This window comes from Streptomyces sp. NPDC051662, from assembly GCF_040681655.1.
Taxonomy (GTDB): domain Bacteria; phylum Actinomycetota; class Actinomycetes; order Streptomycetales; family Streptomycetaceae; genus Streptomyces.
The window spans coordinates 1-17,132 of sequence record NZ_JBFAZD010000013.1 but is presented as its reverse complement, the minus strand read 5'-3'; the positions used below and the strand labels follow the sequence as shown (position 1 = coordinate 17,132).

The window sequence follows — 17,132 nt, the reverse complement described above, 5'->3', positions numbered from 1 at the left end:
GCCGACGGGCCCCGGGCCGTACGTCACGGCTCATCCGGTCCCGTCGAGGGACGCCCCGGGGAACCCCAGCGGCCAGCTGTGCACCGGCTCGCCCAGATGCATCAGCTCGCAGTAGCGACGGGTGGTGGCCGCCAGGGCCGCGTCCCGCTCAAGACCGGCCTCCAGCGCCCGGTGAAAGGTGTCCACCTGCCACGCGGCCCCGTTCATCCGCCGCTTGCAGCGTTCCTCGATCACCCCGAGATAGAAGTCGCGGTCGGCCGGCTCGATCTGCCAGGCGTCCAGACCGGCGGCGGCGAGCGGCAGCAGTTCGTCGCGTACGAGCTTGACCACCGGCACGGTCGTCAGTCCGGCGGCCCGGCCGGGGCGCGGCCAGCGCAGCTCCGCGTCGATGCCGTAACGGCAGGCGAGATCGAAGTTGGCCGCCGCGTCGGCGAAGGGCAGTCGGCTCCAGACCGGTCTGGCGTCCTCGGCGAGCGCGCGCACCAGCCCGTAGTAGAAGGCGGTGTTGGCGATCACGTCGGTGACGGTGGGGCCCGCGGGCAGTACCCGGTTCTCCACCCGCAGATGCGGCACACCGTCCGCGACCTCGTACACCGGCCGGTTCCAGCGGTAGACCGTCCCGTTGTGCAGCGCCAGTTCCTGGAGCTCCGGCACTCGGCCGCTGTCGAGCACCCGCAGTGGGTCCTCGTCGTCGCAGATCGGCAGCAGCGGCGGGAAGTAGCGCAGATTCTCCTCGAAGAGGTCGTACGCGGACTCGATCCAGCGCTCCCCGAACCACGTTCTGGGCCGCACCCCCTGGGCCTTCAGCTCCGGCGGCCGGGTGTCGGTGGCCTGTTCGAAGAGCGGCGGCCTGGACTCCCGCCACAGCTCGCGGCCGAACAGGAACGGCGCATTGGCACCGAGTGCCACCTGCACCGACGCCATCGCCTGGGCCGCGTTCCACACATCGGCGAACCGGTCGGGCGTCACCTGGAGATGGAGCTGTACGGAGGTGCAGGCGGCCTCCGGAGTGATCGAGGACGAGGTACATGTCAGTCGCTCGACCCCTTCGATGTCGAGCGTGAAATCCTCGCCCCTGGCCGCCAGCATCTGTTCGTTGAGCAGGGTGTAGCGGTCGACGTCGGAGAGATTCGCGGAGACGACGTCATGCCGGGTGAGGGTCGGCAGAATTCCGATCATCACGATCCCCGCGTCGACCTCACTCGCTTTGCGGTGGGCATATCCGAGGCCGGTACGGAGTTCCTCGGCGAGCTGGTCGAGAACCCGTCCGCCGAGCCGGTGCGGAGCGACGTTCACTTCCATGTTGAACATTCCGAGTTCGGTCTGGAAATCACCGCTGGCGATACGCTTCAGCACCTCGGCATTCATCATCCGGGGCATCCCGTCGGACCCCGCGAGATTCAGCTCGATCTCCAGACCCATCAGATTCTTGGGCCGGTCGAACCCCTCCTCCGCCAGGAGTCGCCCCAGCACCGCCAGGCACTGCTGCAGCTTCCTGCGGTATCTCCGCCGATCGGACAGTCCGGAACCGCCCGCTTCGACCTTCTCACCCATCGAAGTGTCCCTCCTCGATCGAGTGGGCAGCCCGCGGCACCGGGCGCTCGCGTCACGATCGATAATGCCCACACGGAGTGATCCGTAACGCCCCGCTCACTCCGGGCACCGAGTAGAGTGTGGACATCGGTCGTGCGGCACATTCCTTTGGCATGGCGTGGTGTTCTGTATCCACTGCCCGACCGGCCGCGGAAAACGCCGACGAGTTTCGGCCGTCCGCGGTGGATGAATCGCCCCAGGCCAGACGCCTGCGTTCCGCGCTTATCAGCAGAAACTACGCAGGAGATGGACTTAATAGTGCCTTGACCGCAATATGCAGGACAGCTAGCAGAAACATGGCACGAACACGTGTCGTATAAACTCCCGTATACGAGGCAGAGAGTCGGCGTCCGGCCTACGGCCCTGAGCCCACCTCTGACCCCGCACGCTGACAGCGACGTCCGCACCCGCCCATGCACCACCTCAAGCGTCACCCCTGTCTCCTGAGTGAGAGGCAACCCACCATGCCGCTGCATGTTCCCCCGGCTCCCGCGCCCGCCCTGCGCAGCGTTCTCGCGGCACTCGGTTCCCCTACCGCCGTGCGCGATGCCCGCACCCCCGCTCTGCAGTCCGTCCAGGGACCGCTGAGCCCCGAACTCCCGCTGCCCGTCCATGTGCTCGACCAGGTCGGCCCGGTAGCCCGGGGGACCACCCCCACGGGACGTACGCCACGGACCAGGCTGGCCGGCTGGCGCTTCCTGATCCGCAGCGGTGACCGCGCCGTCGCCGCCGCGGACACGATGCTCACCGCGGACGGCTGGGCCTTCGCCCGCTTCTTCGAGGGCCCGTACGTCACCGCGACGGAGCGGGCAGTACGGCAGGCGGAGACCCTGGGGACCGCGTACCAGCCCCGGCTGCTTTCGGTGCCCGAGCTCTACATGCTGACGCTCTGGCTGCACGGGGACACCGAGGCCGACGCCTCCACGGGGTCCCCCGCCCCCGCCGACATCCTGGTGCCCCTCGCGCCGGCCCCGCCGGGCATCGCGGCCCACCGCCCGCACCGGGTCGCCGAGTTGCTGCCCATGATCGGGCTGCGGCTCGCCCCCGCGCCGCTCCTGCGTACGCCGGCCTGACACCGGAGCGCCGGCAGCGCGCCCACAACTCGTGTTCCTCTCGTACCCCGCGGCCACTAGGGTCGCGGGGTACCTTTCTGCTCGATCGGACTAGCCCGGTTCGGCCACCCCGAACCACCCGAAAAGACCGTCTGGTTGAACTGAACCGTCCGGCTGGGTGACACGTCCTTAAGCAGAAGGAAGCGCTGCCGCGAAATCCCTGCGGATTACCATCCCTAGGGCAACACTAGGACTGGACCAGACAGATACGGGGGGCGGCCTTGACCACATCGAGCCGCAGGACACTCACTACGACACAGCGAAAGAACTCGCCCATGTGCCAGCACCAACCAGCCTGTCCCACAGCCGACTCCGCCGACCGCGACGCCGCCCGACTGATGGCTCACCACCCTGAGCAGGGCTGGAGCCTGCTGTGCAATGGCGTTCTGCTCTTCGAGGACACCGGCGAGCTGCTGCCCGACGGGAAGATCATCGCCCCGCACCGGCCGCTGCGGACCGAACAGGTGGTGACGGCGGCCTGACGCCGCCCGGCGGCTTTCGGACGCCGCCGGAATGAATGGGGCCGGCCCGGAGACCTTCCTCCGCACCGGCCCCGACGCATGTCCGGCCTCGACGCGGATCCGGCCTCGTGTGTCCGGCCCGCGTCATCGCACGTACACGTCATCGCACGTACACGTCAGTTGTCGTACGCGTCCAACGGCGGGCAGGAGCAGACCAGGTTGCGGTCGCCGAACGCACCGTCGATACGGCGCACCGGCGGCCAGTACTTGTCCGCGGCCGAGACCCCGGCCGGGAAGACCGCCTCGTCACGGCTGTAGGCGTGCTCCCACGCACCGCCCAGCGCGGCGGCCGTGTGCGGGGCGTTGCACAGCGGGTTGTCGTCCGCGGGCCACTCACCCGACGCGACCTTCTCAATCTCCGCTCGGATCGCGATCATCGTCTCGCAGAAGCGGTCGATCTCTGTCAGGTCCTCGCTCTCGGTGGGCTCGATCATCAGCGTCCCCGCCACCGGGAACGACATCGTCGGCGCGTGGAAGCCGTAGTCGATCAGCCGCTTCGCGATGTCGTCGACGCTGACGCCGGTCGCCTTGGAGAGCGGCCGCAGATCGACGATGCACTCATGGGCCACCAGCCCGTTCGGACCGGTGTAGAGCACCGGGTAGTGCGGCTCCAGCCGCTTGGCGATGTAGTTGGCGGCGAGCACGGCGACCTGCGTCGCCCGCTTGAGGCCCTCGCCGCCCATCAGCCGTACATACGCCCAGGAGATCGGCAGAATGCCGGCCGAGCCCCACGGAGCCGCCGAGATCGGTCCGACGCCCGTCTCGGGACCGGCCGCGGGCTGGAGCGGGTGGTTGGGCAGATACGGGGCGAGGTGGGCCCGTACCCCGACCGGACCGACGCCCGGACCGCCGCCGCCGTGCGGGATGCAGAACGTCTTGTGCAGATTCAGATGCGACACATCGGACCCGAACCTGCCCGGCTTCGCCAGCCCCACCAACGCGTTGAGGTTCGCGCCGTCGACGTACACCTGACCGCCCGCGTCGTGCACGGCCGCGCAGATGTCACCGATGTGCTCCTCGAACACCCCGTGTGTGGACGGGTAGGTGACCATCAGGACGGCCAACTCGGCGCCGTACTGGGCGATCTTGGCGTGCAGGTCCTCGACGTCGACGTCGCCGTCCTCACGGGTCTTGACGACGACGACCTTCATGCCGGCCATCACCGCGCTCGCGGCGTTCGTGCCGTGCGCGGAGGACGGGATGAGGCAGACGGTACGTCCCGTGTCGCCGTTGGCCCGGTGGTACGCCCGTACCGCCAGCAGCCCCGCCAGCTCGCCCTGCGAACCGGCGTTGGGCTGGAGGGAGACCGCGTCGTAGCCGGTGACCTCGGCGAGCCGCTCCTCCAGCTCCCTGATCAGCGTCAGATAGCCCTGCGCCTGCTCGGCGGGCGCGAAGGGGTGCAGCGCACCGAACTCGGGCCAGGTGACCGGCTCCATCTCGGTGGTCGCGTTCAGCTTCATCGTGCAGGAGCCGAGCGGGATCATGCCGCGGTCCAGCGCGTAGTCACGGTCCGCGAGCCGGCGCAGATAGCGCAGCATCGCGGTCTCGGAGCGGTACTGGTGGAAGACGGGGTGGGTCAGATAGTCGTCGGTCCGCAGCAGCGCGTCGGGCAGCGCCTCCTCGGTGGCCGCGTCCAGCGCCTCGATGTCCCCGGTCACGTCGAACGCCGTCCACACGGCGGCCAGTTGCGTACGGCCGGTGGTCTCGTCGCAGGCGATGGAGACATGGTCGGCGTCGACCGGGTGGAGGTTGACGCCGCCCTCACGCGCGGCGGCGACCACGGCGGCGGCCCGGCCGGGGACCCGGACGGTCAGCGTGTCGAAGTACGCGCCGTGCACGATCTCGACGCCGCCCGCGCGCAGCCCCTCGGCGAGCAGCGTGGCATAGCGGTGGGTACGGCTCGCGATGGCCCGCAGCCCCTCGGGGCCGTGGTACACCGCGTACATCCCGGCCATGACGGCGAGCAGCACCTGCGCGGTACAGATGTTGCTGGTGGCCTTCTCGCGGCGGATGTGCTGCTCGCGGGTCTGGAGCGCCAGCCGGTACGCCTTGTTGCCATCGGCGTCCACCGACACCCCGACGAGCCGGCCGGGCAGGCTGCGCGCGAACTTCTCGCGTACGGCCATGAATCCGGCGTGCGGTCCGCCGAAGCCCATCGGGACCCCGAAGCGTTGGGTGGTGCCCACCGCGATGTCCGCGCCCAGCTCACCCGGCGAGGTGAGCAGCGTCAGCGCGAGCAGGTCGGCGGCGACGGTGACGATCGCGCCGAGGCCGTGTGCCTGCTCGACCACGGGCCTGATGTCCCGTACGACCCCCGAGGCGCCCGGGTACTGGAGCAGCACGCCGAAGACCCCGCGCTCGGCCACCTCGGCGGGGATGCCCTCGCTCAGGTCCGCGACGACGACCTCGACACCGGTCGGCTCGGCGCGGGTCTCGATCACGGCGATGGTCTGCGGCAGGGCGTCGGCGTCCACCAGGAAGACACCGCCCTTGACCTTGCCGACCCGGCGGGCGAGCGCCATGGCCTCCGCCGCCGCGGTGCCCTCGTCCAGCAGGGAGGCGCCCGAGGTCGGCAGCCCCGTCAGCTCGGCCACCACGGTCTGGAAGTTGAGCAGCGCCTCAAGCCGCCCCTGGGAGATCTCCGGCTGGTACGGGGTGTACGCGGTGTACCAGGCCGGGTTCTCCATCACATTGCGCAGGATCACCGACGGTGTGTACGTGCCGTAGTAGCCGAGCCCGATCATCGGCGCGAGCACCTGATTGCGGTCCGCGAGGGAGCGCAGCTCGGCCAGCACCTCGGCCTCGGTACGGGCCCCGGGAAGCCGCAGTGCCTCCGTGCTCTTGATGACGTCCGGCACCGCGGCGGCGGTCAGCTCGTCGAGCGAGCCGTAGCCGACCTGAGCCAGCATCTTGGCCTGCGCCGGCGCGTCGGGCCCGATGTGGCGCTGCTCGAAGGGGGTGCCTCGCTCCAGCTGGGAGAGCGGAATGCGGTTGACGGTCATTGCGGAGGCCTCCTGGTCGACGCGACCTGTGAGGGGCACCGAGACGCGGGTGCCCGAACGGCCTCCCCCTCTGTCATCTCGACCTGAGAGCTTCACCGGCCCGCCCTGAGGCGGCCCGGCTTTCACCGTCGGTGAGAGCGGGTGCCGTCCGACGCCCGCCCTGCTTTCCAGAGTGACCTCGTCCGTGCGGTACGGGGGCCTGAGAGATTCCGGGGAGGATTTGCTCCTTCGGCGCCTCCGGCCATCTCTCCGGAGGACTCTCCCGCACGGGGTCAGCAGCCGCTTGCCAGCCTACCAGCGCGACCTTCGGCACAACTTTCGAGTGGCCGACGCCCGAGTTCTGCACTTTTGTAGTATTCACAAGCAGTTGCGACCAGTTGGAGGGACCGTGGAGACCGACATTGATCCGCGCAGTCTGATAGGCCGCAAGGCGTTCGACCGTAACGGCCATAAGCTCGGGACAGTGGACGAGGTGTATCTCGACGACGCCACCGGAATCCCGGAGTGGGCCGCCGTCCGTACCGGACTCTTCAGTCGCGACGCCTTCGTTCCCCTTGCCCCCAGCACGCTCTCCCAGGACGGTCTGCGGATCCCGTTCGAGCGGGCGCTGATCCGGGACGCCCCCGATTTCGGTGTCGGCCGGCATCTCTCCCCCGACCAGGAACTCCAGCTGTACCACCACTACGGCCTGGCCCTTCCGGACCCCGAGCCACCCGAACGGCCCGCTTCGCTCTCCGATCGTGACTCGGAGCGCGACTTCGGACGGCTGGCCGGCCAGGACGACTGACCGGCCACCGCCGGCACCAGGGGCAGCGGCTCCGAGAGCTCCAGATCGGGATCGTCGGCCCAGAAGGTCCGCACCCGCCCCGGCGCGGACCCCGGCTCCTCGAACCGTACGGTCACCCTCCGCAACCCGCTGCCCTGCACCCAGCCCGCACCGAACTCGCGATGGCGTACGTCGTGTCCCGCCGGGAATCGCCGCTCGGCGGGCACGTCCGGAGTCTGCGCGGGCCCATCGCCGGCGCTCCCGGCCACCGCCGCTCCGGACGTCACCGCCCCCTCCCCCACGCCCCTCTCCGCAGCGACCGGCTCACGCACCCCCTCGTCCCCCGACGCGTGCGACGCGGCGGCGGACTCACCGGCCGCGGCCTGGGCGAAAAGATCCTCCTGCGTGAAGTCCGCGAGCCCCGTCACCCCCACCCCGAGCAGCCGCACCCCACCCGTGGTGTCCACCGATTCCAGCAGCCGCCCCGCGGCCTCCCGCACCACCCTGGGGTCGTCCGTGGGCCCGCGCAAGGTCTCCGAGCGCGTCAGGGTCGAGAAGTCGTACCGCCGCACCTTGAGGACGACGGTCCGCCCCGAACGCCCGGCCGCCCGCAGCCGCTCGACGCAGCGGTCCGCGAGCCGGTCCACCTCCGTGCGCACCCTGACCCGGTCGTGCAGATCGACATCGAAGGTGTCCTCGACGGACACGGACTTGGCATCGCGCTCGGACACCACGGCCCGGTCGTCGAGCCCGAGCGCCATCCGGTACAGCGAGGCGCCATGGGACTTCCCCAGCAGCCGTACGAGCTCGTCCTCACCCGCCTCGGCCAGCTCGGCGACCGTGGTCATGCCCGCCCGGCGCAGATGGTCCCCCGTCGCGGGCCCGACCCCGGGCAGCGTACGCACCGGCATGGGCCCCAGCAGGGCGCGCTCCGTACCCGGCTCTATGAGCACGAGACCGTCCGGCTTCGCCTGCTCGGAGCCGATCTTCGCCAGCATCTTGGACCCCGCGAGGCCCACCGAACCGCTGAGCCCCGTCACCGCCCTGATGTCCGCGCGCAGCCGCTCACCCGCCGCCAGCGCCGAGGCGGTGTCATCGGCCGAGCCGCCCGCCTCCAGGTCCACGAACGCCTCGTCCAGGCTCAGCGGCTCCACCAGCGGCGACAGCCTCCTCAGCAGCTCCATCACCTGCTCGCTGACCGCGCGGTAGAGCGAGAAGCGCGGAACGAGATAGGCGGCGTTCGGCGCCAGACGCCTCGCCTGGGCCATCGGCATCGCCGAGTGCACCCCGAAGCGTCTCGCCTCGTACGAGGCCGTGGAGACCACCCCACGCGGCCCCAGACCGCCGACCACTACCGGCTTTCCGCGCAGACTCGGCTTCGCCGCCTGCTCGGCGGCGGCGAAGAAGGCATCCATGTCCAGATGCAGGATCGTCGGCGCGGATCTCACATCACCGATGTTCCCTCACGCCACTGACAATCGGCCCGGGCCACGGCTCAGACAGCCCGGTCCCGCCGCCGTCTGGCCAGTTCATCGGCGGGGTTGTTGCCGATCAGCGTCTCGCCGGTGTCGGTACGCTCCCCATGGAGCTGGGACAGGGCGGCCTCGACATCCCGCCACACCACGCCGACCGCGATCCCGAAGACCCCCTGGCCCCCCTGGAGCAGGTTCACCACCTCGTCGGGCGAGGAGCACTCGTAGACGGTCGCGCCGTCGCTCATGAGCGTCACCCGGTCCAGATCCTGGAAGCCGCCGGCCCGCAGATGCTGGACCGCCGCCCTGATGTTCTGCAGAGCGACCCCGGTGTCCAGGAACCGCTTCACGATCTTGAGGACGACCACGTCCCGGAAGCTGTAGAGCCGCTGGGTGCCCGACCCGTACGCGGGGCGGACACTCGGCTCGACGAGTCCCGTGCGTGCCCAGTAGTCCAACTGGCGGTACGTGATCCCCGCCGCCGCGCACGCGGTCGGCCCCCGGTATCCGACCGTCTCCGCTCGGGGATCGGGGGCACTGCCGTGAAGCGGATACGGACCGCCCGCCGCCGTACTGTCGCCGCTGCTTCTCACGCCGACCCTCCGTCCTTGACCTGCCCTGTCGAAGGTAGGCAGTCGCCCGGGGTGCGTCAACGATCGCCACACTCGCCACGCCGAGTGATAATCACCCTGAGTGTGGTTTCCCGTACCCCTTTACGGGGAAAGGCTGACCGAATGCGCTGACAGAGCCCGGCGCAGCGCTCACCGGCCGCTCACTGGCTGTTGGTTCCGAAGTCCTCCGGAGAGATCTGGTCGAGGAACTCGCGGAACTTCTCCACCTCGTCCTCCTGCTCATCCGGGATGGCGATGCCGGCATCGTCCAGAACCCCGTCACTGCCGTAGATCGGCGTGCCCGTGCGCAGCGCGAGCGCTATGGCATCGGACGGCCTGGCGCTCACCTCGACCCCGCTCGCGAAGACCAGCTCCGCATAGAAGACCCCTTCACGCAGGTCCGTGATCCGGACCTCGGTGAGCTCCTGCCCCACCGCTTCCAGCACGTCCTTGAAGAGATCATGGGTCAGCGGCCGGGCCGGGGCCATGCCCTGCTGGGCGAAGGCAATGGCGGTCGCCTCCCCCGGTCCGATCCAAATGGGGAGGTACCGGTCGCCTCCCACTTCACGCAGGAGCACGATCGGTTGGTTGGAGGGCATTTCCACCCGGACACCCACAACGTCGAGCTCGTTCACACAGCAACCCTAGGACGTGCCCGGCAGGTTTGGGTAGTCGGACTCCCCCATGATCAGCCCGGCCGGACCCCGAGAGCCGTCCGTACCAGCGCCGCGTGAAGGCTTGTGGAGAGCGCGGCCAGCTCCTTCGTGGTCGCCTCGGCATGGGCCCTGGTCTGCGGGTTACGGTGGCGACGCAGCGGCGACACGACCTGTTGGATCAGCCCGGCCTCGCGTTCCGCCACCGCCTTCATGACTCGCAGATGCCGGGGTTCCAGACCGAATCGTCCGAGATCCGAGACAAGCCGGGCCACGGTGACGGCCTCGGCGTCATAGCCGCCGTCCGGCAACAGGGTGATCAGACCGTACGACTCCCACTCGTCGAGCAGGCTCTCGCCGACCCCCGTCGCGGCCAACAGCTCGTCACGGCCGATCCGCGCCGCGGTCGGGGCTTCGTGCCGCGCCTCCGGGACGGCGCTCAGCGGCCCCCGCTGGGGGCCCGGCAGCTGAATGTGCTCGCCGCGCCCCAGGGCGTCCAGCTGCTCCCTGATGACCTTCAGGGGCAGGTAATGGTCGCGCTGCATCCGCAGCACCCGGGCCAGCCGCTCGACATCGCCCGGGCTGAACTTCCGGTAACCGGAGGGGGTCCTGTCCGGCTCGACCAGACCCTCCGCCTCCAGGAACCGGATCTTGGAGATGGAGATGCCGGGAAACTCGTCCCGCAGTCTGGCGAGCACCGCGCCGATGCTCAGCGGCGGCTCGCCCGTGGGGGCGGTGCCGGATCCGGCACCGCCCTTCGGTGTGCGCAGCATGGACCTTCCCTGAGGGTCAGGCGCCCCGCTGGCTCGCGTAGAAGACCAGCCGGTACTTACCGATCTGGACCTCGTCGCCGTTCGCCAGCAGGACCGAATCGATCCGCTCACGATTGACGTACGTACCGTTCAGACTGCCCACGTCCGAGACGGTGAAGCGACCGTCGGCGCCCCTGCGGAACTCCACATGGCGGCGCGACACGGTCACATCGTCCAGGAAGATGTCGCTCTCAGGATGACGGCCGGCCGTGGTCAGCTCGCCGTCCAGCAGGAAGCGGCTGCCCGAATTCGGACCGCGGCGCACCACCAGGAGCGCCGATCCCATCGGCAGCGCGTCGACCGCCGCCTGCGCCTCCGGCGTGAGCGAGGGAAGCGACGTCTGGCCGGTCACCTCGGAGTCATACGCCTCAAGACCCGAGATGGAGATCGTCGAGGTCGTCTCCGAGGCACGCTCCGCGGGAGCCGCGCCCCGCAGTGGCGCACCACAGTTGGAACAGAACCGACTTGCTTCGGCGTTTCGGTGTCCGCACCTCGTACACACAGGCAAGGCCGACATAGAGGGAACCTCCTGCCGCGACTGCCCCCCGGGGACAGATGAGTCCTCGAAACCTATGCGGCCGGGACCAGCAGGGTCAACAGACGACGCGCCGGAGGCGTCGCCCCCCACCTGGTCACGGAAGAGCGGGCGCTCGCCACCCGACTCCTCGCTCTGGCCATGGCGCGATGCGCGATGGCGAGCGGAGCCGCCCTCCTCGCGTGCGCTCTTGCCGAACAACTTCGCAAACAACTTCACGGGCGATTCCCCTTGACCGAAACAGACCCGCCCGTGGGGCAGGACGAACCCTGAATGAACACACCTGCCGACCCGGACATCTTGACAACGTCCGTATCCACCGGACAGTTTCCACCACGCACCACGCTGATCGTGCGCCGACCCCCCGCAACCTCATGCCCGCGTACGGCGGCTGCCATGCACCCCTGCCTCACTGCGACGACGACCGAGCGTAGTCAGGACGCTTCGCCGGTCGCAAGGCATCCACGATGATCTTCTCAGCACGCGCCACCGTGGCTGTGGCCTGCTCCTTCTCCAGCGTCTGGACCACTCCGCCCGGAATATTGAGGGCGGGCTCCAGATCCTGCGGCTTACCGATGACCTTGAAGACGTACGGGGTGGCGACTCGGTTGCCATCCACCTGAACGTCACCTCCCGTACCTGAGAAGTATGTATCGGCGACCACCCGCACGTCATTGACCTGGATGGCCTCGGCGCCCGCCGCCCGCAGCTCCTGGATCGCGTCGAGCAGCATGTCCGGCTCGACCGTGCCGCTGGGATCGTCGATGGTCAGCGTGATGCCGGGCCCCTGCGCCGCGACCGTGCCGGCCAGGATGCCCAGCTGCTGCTCCTTCTCCCGCGTCTGCTTGCGCGCCTCCTCGGCCTGGTCCGAGCTGGTCTCCAACTCGGTGCGCTGGGCGTCGAGACGCTGCTTCTCGTCCTCAAGACGCTGCGTACGGTTGTCGAGCTCGTCGAGGATGCGCACCAGGTCCTCCTGGCGTGCGCCCCGCAGCGCGCTGTCGTCGTTGTTCGAGGTGACCTGGATCGCGAGCCCGAGTCCGAGCACGAACAGCAGGACCGCGACGATCAGCTGGGCCCGGGTCACCCTCGGCGGCCACAGCCCCGCGGCCAACCGCTGGCGGCCTGTGAGCTGTTGGCGCTCCGGCTCCGACGAGGGGTTCGTACCGTCCTCGTTCCTGGGGGTCTCTCCGCCGCTCATCGGCCTCACGCCCGGAACACATGCCGGCGGATCGCGGCAGCGTTGGAGAAGATACGGATACCGAACACGACCACCACGCCGGTGGACAACTGGGCGCCCACGCCCAGCTTGTCGCCCAGGAACACGATCAGCGCGGCGACGACCACATTCGAAAGGAACGAGACGACGAAGACCTTGTCGACGAAGATCCCGTCGAGCATGGCACGCAGTCCCCCGAAGACCGCGTCGAGCGCGGCGACGACAGCGATCGGCAGATAGGGCTCGACCACCGCCGGCACCTCGGGCCGGACCAACAATCCGACCACGACTCCCACGACGAGGCCCAGTACCGCGATCACGATGTGCCCTTCCCGGTGTTGGCCGCGCCCTGTCCGTTGCTCTTCCCGGCGTCGGCGGCCTTCGGCTCTGCTGTACGTACGATCAGGCTCGGCGCGGCAGGCAGACGCACCTCTTCCTGATCCGAAATGCTGGTGCGAATACCGAAGTTCTCCTGCAGCGCGTGCAGATACTGACCGTCGGCGCTGTCCTGGAACGCGGTGCTCAGCTTCTTTCCGTCCCCCACCGCGAGCACCTCGTACGGCGGCACCAGCGGCCTGTTGTCGACCAGTATGGCGTCGCCCGCGGCCCGGATCGCGGACAGCGAGGTCAGCCGCTGCCCATTGATCGCGATCGCTTCCGCGCCCGACTCCCACAGCCCGTTGACGACCCGCTGCATGTCGCGGTCGCGCACCCGGCCCGTATCGGAGAAGTCACTGCTCTCCCGGGGTCCGCCGCCACCGGACTCGGTGTTCTTGGCGTCATCCACCACGAGCCGTACGCCGGGACCGTGCACCGGCGTCGCTCCCGCGAGCAGGGCGACCAGCTCGCCCTGGTCACCGCCGTGAGCCCGCAGGGCCGCGCGCTGGCGCTCACCCACCTCGGTACGCAGCTTCTCGACCGTGCGCTCCAGCGTGTCCGCCGTGGCGGTCTCCGCGTCGATCCGGCTGATCAGTTCCTCGCGCTCCTTGGCCACCACGGGGGCCGAGATCCGCGCCTGGGCCGCTCCGACCGTGACGACCAGAGCGGCCAGCACCAGACCCGCGGCGAGGCCGAGCTTCGCCTTGAGCGTGCGCGGCAGCCCGCCCTCCTCGGCGTCCCTGCGGGCCGCCGCCTCCGCGTAGCCCTCATCGAGGCTGTGGTCCATCACATTGTTCAGCAGCGACATCGACGCGTCGGGGCGCGGCGGCGGAGAGCCGGTGCTCCGAATGGGGGGCTGCTGCGACATGACGCACATCGTCGCACGTCGGGGGCGCTACCGCCGAATGGCCCCACCGGCGCGCCGGACGGCGGTCGATCACACCGTACGGCACGCCGGTGACACACCAGAGAAGGGCCCTAATGACCTGCGCTGTCCACCACCGACGACCACTCGTCGAGCAGCGCCTGCGCCGACGCGTCATCGGGGCCTTCCGCCCACAAATGAGTGACGGCCTCGGCCGGGTCGGGCAGCACCATCACCCAGCGGCCGTCGGCCTCCACCACACGCACCCCATCGGTCGTGTCCACCTGCCGGTCTCCGGCCGCCTCCACGACACTGCGCATGACCAGACCCTTGACCGCCCAGGGCGTCGCCAGATCCCGGCGCAGTACATGCGCGCGCGGGATACGGGCGTCGATCTGGCTCAGCGTGAGCTGCGTACGCGCGACCAGACCGATCAGCCGCACAAAGGCCGCCGTACCGTCCAGGACACTGCTGAACTCCGGCACGATAAAGGCTCCACGGCCGTCACCACCGAAGATCGTGGTCTCCTCGCGGCCCACCCGGGTCAGATCGTCCGGCGAGGTCGTCGTCCACTCCACCTGCGTGCCGTGGTACGCGGCGACCTGCTCGGCGATCCTCGTGGTGGTCACGGGCAGCGCCACCCGGCCGCTGCGCCGCTCGGCCGCGACCAGATCGAGCAGAACCAGCAGCGCGCGGTCGTCCTCGATGATCCTGCCCCGCTCGTCGACCAGCGACAGCCGCTCACCGACGGGGTCGAACCGCACCCCGAACGCGGCGCGCGCCGAGGCGACGATCTCCCCGAGCCTGACCAGACCGGAACGGCGCGATTCGGCCGTCTCGGTCGGCCGGGACTCGTCGAGACCGGGGTTGATGGTCAGCGCGTCGACCCCGAGCCGGCCCAGGAGGCTGGGCAGGACGAGTCCGGCGCTGCCGTTGGACGCGTCGACCACGACCTTGAGCCCGGCCTCCGCGATCCCGGTCGTATCGACATTGCGCAGCAGCGAGCCGGTGTACGAGTCGAAGACGCTCGCGGGGAAGTGCAGATCGCCGATCTCCCCGGGGAACGCGCGGCGGTACTCCTGGCGCGCGTACACCCGGTCCAGCTTGCGCTGACCGCCCTGCGACAGGTCGGCGCCGCGCTCGTCGAAGAACATGATGTCCACGGAGTCCGGCACCCCGGGCGAGGTACGGATCATGATGCCGCCGGCGCTTCCCCGGCCCGTCTGCTGCCGGGCGACGGGCAGCGGCACATTCTCCAGGTCCCGCACATCGATGGCGCTGGACTGCAGCGACGAGATCACGGCGCGCTTGAGCGCACGGGCACCACGTGAGTGGTCGCGCGCCGTGGTGACGGTGGAGCCCTTCTTCAGGGTGGTGGCGTACGCGCCCGCGAGCCGCACCACGACTTCTGGCGTGATCTCGACGTTCAGGATGCCGGAGACACCGCGCGCTCCGAAGAGATGCGCCTGCCCCCGGGACTCCCAGATCACCGACGTGTTGACGAAGGCGCCGGCTTCGATGGTCTTGAACGGGTAGACCCGCACATTGCCCTGGATGATCGACTCTTCGCCGACAAGACACTCGTCGCCGATGACCGCGCCGTCCTCGATCCGCGCGGCGCGCATGATGTCCGTGTTCTTACCGATCACACAGCCGCGCAGATTGCTGTGCTGCCCGATGTAGACGTTGTCGTGGACGACGGCTTTATGGAGGAACGCGCCGGTCTTGACGACGACATTGGATCCGACGACGGTGTGCTCGCGAATCTCGGCGTCGGCCTCGACCTTGGCGTAGTCACCGATGTACAGCGGCCCGCGCAGAACAGCGTCGGGATGGACCTCGGCGCCTTCGGCGATCCACACACCCGGCGAGATCTCGAAGCCGTCGATATCGACATCGACCTTGCCTTCGAGCACATCGGCCTGGGCCTTGACGTAGCTCTCGTGTGTGCCGACGTCCTCCCAGTAGCCCTCGGCGATATAGCCGTAGATCTTCTTGCCTTCCTTCATCAGCTGAGGGAAGACATCACCGGACCAGTCCACCGACACGTCGGCCTCGACATAGTCGAAGACCTCGGGCTCCATCACATAGATGCCCGTGTTCACGGTGTCCGAGAAGACCTGTCCCCAGGTGGGCTTCTCCAGGAAGCGCTCGACCTTTCCCTCTTCGTCCACGATCGTGATGCCGAATTCCAGGGGATTCGGCACCCGGGTCAGACACACCGTCACCAGTGCGCCTTTTTCCTTGTGGAAGGCGATGAGATCGGTCAGATCGAAATCGGTGAGCGCGTCACCGGAAATGACGAGGAAGGCGTCGTCCTTCAGCGCCTCCTCAGCGTTCTTCACACTCCCCGCGGTGCCGAGCGGCTTCTCCTCGTTGGCATAGGTCAGCTCCATGCCCAGCTCTTCACCGTCACCGAAATAGTTCTTGACGAGAGAGGCGAGGAATTGCACGGTTACGACGGTCTCACTGAGCCCATGGCGCTTGAGCAACCGCAGCACATGCTCCATGATCGGGCGATTTACGACCGGCAGGAGCGGCTTGGGCATGCTTGAGGTCATGGGGCGAAGTCGAGTACCTTCGCCACCGGCCATCACGACGGCCTTCATGTCGGAAGCGTCCTCCTTGAAGAGACGGTCTCGCCGACTTCACCCGTCTGGACAGAGGCCCCTTTGACGTCTGGCGGGGGCCGGCGACGCTGCACGGCACCACATCGACGAGCTCAGTCGGCCACGTTGTCCGCCTTGACAAGCCGACGGACCTGGACCACATACAGAATCCCTGCCCACCAGTACAGACTTGTACCCCAAATGGCGAACGCCCATCCGAAAACTTCGGCGAGTGACGCAAGCCAGCCACTTCCGTCACTGAGGAGCAGGAGCGGGAAGGCGTACATCAAGTTGAAGGTAGCCGCCTTGCCGAGGAAGTTCACCTGGGGAGGCGGATAGCCGTGCCTGCGGAGGATGGCCACCATGACCAGAAGCATCAGTTCGCGGGCCACGAGGGCCAGGGCCAGCCAGAGGGGCAGGATCTCCCGCCAGGTGAGGCCAACCAGGGTGGAAAGGATGTAGAGCCGGTCGGCAGCGGGATCAAGAAGTCGCCCCAGGCTGCTGATCTGGTTCCAGCGGCGGGCGAGCTTGCCGTCGAGATAGTCGCTGACGCCGCTCAGCATGAGCACCAGCAATGCCCAGCCGTCGCTCTTGGGACCGCCGAACTCGGGACGCAGGATCAGCCACAGGAAGAGCGGTACGCCGACGAGGCGGGCCATGCTGAGGATGTTGGGGATGGTGAGCACTCGGTCCGTCTGAACGCGAGTCTCCTGGACCTCCACCCGGGGGCCTCCTGTGTGGAACGTGCCGACGATGCCTCCTGACCCTACCCTCAGCGCCGGCACACCAACGCAGCGGGGGTAAGAGGAGGGTAAGAGGAGGGGGGAATGGAATGCAGAACCCAGAACGCAGGAATGCCCCGTACCAAAAGGCACGAGGCATTCCCACAATGATTGTTCGGCGGCGTCCTACTCTCCCACAGGGTCCCCCCTGCAGTACCATCGGCGCTGTGAGGCTTAGCTTCCGGGTTCGGAATGTAACCGGGCG

15 protein-coding genes, 1 rRNA gene and 1 riboswitch are annotated in these 17,132 nt (G+C 68.8%); of the genes, 3 read left to right on the top strand and 13 right to left on the bottom strand.

Annotated elements, in window-relative coordinates:
* Positions 1-30: 30 nt before the first annotated feature.
* On the bottom strand, positions 31-1,554 hold the full coding sequence (locus tag AB0M67_RS22250; RefSeq protein WP_365747911.1) for a glutamate--cysteine ligase: 1,524 nt from the start codon (positions 1,552-1,554) through the stop codon (positions 31-33).
* Positions 1,555-2,057: 503 nt separating this feature from the next.
* Here AB0M67_RS22250 and AB0M67_RS22245 point away from each other — a divergent pair.
* Together AB0M67_RS22245 and AB0M67_RS22240 are read left to right on the top strand one after the other, a co-directional pair.
* Positions 2,058-2,666 (top strand): hypothetical protein, encoded by a 609-nt coding sequence (locus AB0M67_RS22245; protein ID WP_365747909.1) that lies wholly within the window; start codon positions 2,058-2,060, stop codon positions 2,664-2,666.
* A gap of 314 nt (positions 2,667-2,980) precedes the next feature.
* A complete protein-coding gene (locus tag AB0M67_RS22240; protein WP_030353035.1) occupies positions 2,981-3,187 on the top strand; it encodes a DUF5999 family protein in 207 nt (68 codons plus the stop codon).
* Positions 3,188-3,342: 155 nt separating this feature from the next.
* Here the strand turns inward: AB0M67_RS22240 and gcvP are convergent, their stop codons facing one another.
* The gene (gene gcvP / locus AB0M67_RS22235) at positions 3,343-6,228 is read right to left on the bottom strand and encodes an aminomethyl-transferring glycine dehydrogenase (RefSeq protein WP_365747907.1); all 2,886 of its coding nucleotides are present in this window, start codon (positions 6,226-6,228) and stop codon (positions 3,343-3,345) included.
* A 177-nt stretch (positions 6,229-6,405) separates the two neighbouring features.
* Positions 6,406-6,503: riboswitch (glycine riboswitch) on the bottom strand.
* Positions 6,504-6,616: 113 nt separating this feature from the next.
* On the opposite strand from gcvP, the gene AB0M67_RS22230 reads away from it, so the two are divergent.
* Positions 6,617-7,015 (top strand): PRC-barrel domain-containing protein, encoded by a 399-nt coding sequence (locus AB0M67_RS22230; RefSeq protein ID WP_249948556.1) that lies wholly within the window; start codon positions 6,617-6,619, stop codon positions 7,013-7,015.
* Here AB0M67_RS22230 and AB0M67_RS22225 read toward each other — a convergent pair.
* From AB0M67_RS22225 to rrf, 11 genes are all read right to left on the bottom strand, one after another.
* Positions 6,910-8,442, bottom strand: coding sequence for a DNA polymerase IV (locus AB0M67_RS22225; protein WP_365747905.1), 1,533 nt, complete (start codon positions 8,440-8,442; stop codon positions 6,910-6,912). The two genes, AB0M67_RS22230 and AB0M67_RS22225, sit on opposite strands and share 106 nt — an antisense overlap.
* Before the next feature lie 47 nt (positions 8,443-8,489).
* Positions 8,490-9,059, bottom strand: coding sequence for a MerR family transcriptional regulator (locus tag AB0M67_RS22220; RefSeq protein WP_365747903.1), 570 nt, complete (start codon positions 9,057-9,059; stop codon positions 8,490-8,492).
* 179 nt (positions 9,060-9,238) lie between these two features.
* Positions 9,239-9,712, bottom strand: coding sequence for a bifunctional nuclease family protein (locus tag AB0M67_RS22215; RefSeq protein ID WP_006123076.1), 474 nt, complete (start codon positions 9,710-9,712; stop codon positions 9,239-9,241).
* Positions 9,713-9,765: 53 nt separating this feature from the next.
* Positions 9,766-10,503, bottom strand: coding sequence for a MerR family transcriptional regulator (locus tag AB0M67_RS22210; RefSeq protein WP_365747901.1), 738 nt, complete (start codon positions 10,501-10,503; stop codon positions 9,766-9,768).
* Positions 10,504-10,519: 16 nt separating this feature from the next.
* A complete protein-coding gene (locus AB0M67_RS22205; RefSeq protein WP_351419695.1) occupies positions 10,520-11,404 on the bottom strand; it encodes an FHA domain-containing protein in 885 nt (294 codons plus the stop codon).
* A gap of 82 nt (positions 11,405-11,486) precedes the next feature.
* Entirely contained in the window at positions 11,487-12,275 is a 789-nt protein-coding gene (locus AB0M67_RS22200) for a DUF881 domain-containing protein (RefSeq protein WP_365747899.1), read from the bottom strand.
* Between the two features lie 5 nt (positions 12,276-12,280).
* Positions 12,281-12,613 (bottom strand): small basic family protein, encoded by a 333-nt coding sequence (locus AB0M67_RS22195; protein ID WP_023543062.1) that lies wholly within the window; start codon positions 12,611-12,613, stop codon positions 12,281-12,283.
* A complete protein-coding gene (locus AB0M67_RS22190) occupies positions 12,610-13,539 on the bottom strand; it encodes a DUF881 domain-containing protein (protein WP_365747897.1) in 930 nt (309 codons plus the stop codon). The genes AB0M67_RS22195 and AB0M67_RS22190 overlap by 4 nt, the downstream gene beginning before the upstream one ends.
* Before the next feature lie 110 nt (positions 13,540-13,649).
* Positions 13,650-16,145 (bottom strand): mannose-1-phosphate guanyltransferase, encoded by a 2,496-nt coding sequence (locus AB0M67_RS22185; protein ID WP_365747896.1) that lies wholly within the window; start codon positions 16,143-16,145, stop codon positions 13,650-13,652.
* Between the two features lie 113 nt (positions 16,146-16,258).
* On the bottom strand, positions 16,259-16,867 hold the full coding sequence (locus tag AB0M67_RS22180) for a CDP-alcohol phosphatidyltransferase family protein (protein ID WP_365747894.1): 609 nt from the start codon (positions 16,865-16,867) through the stop codon (positions 16,259-16,261).
* 173 nt (positions 16,868-17,040) lie between these two features.
* A 5S ribosomal RNA gene (rrf, locus tag AB0M67_RS22175) occupies positions 17,041-17,132 on the bottom strand; the annotation flags it as partial.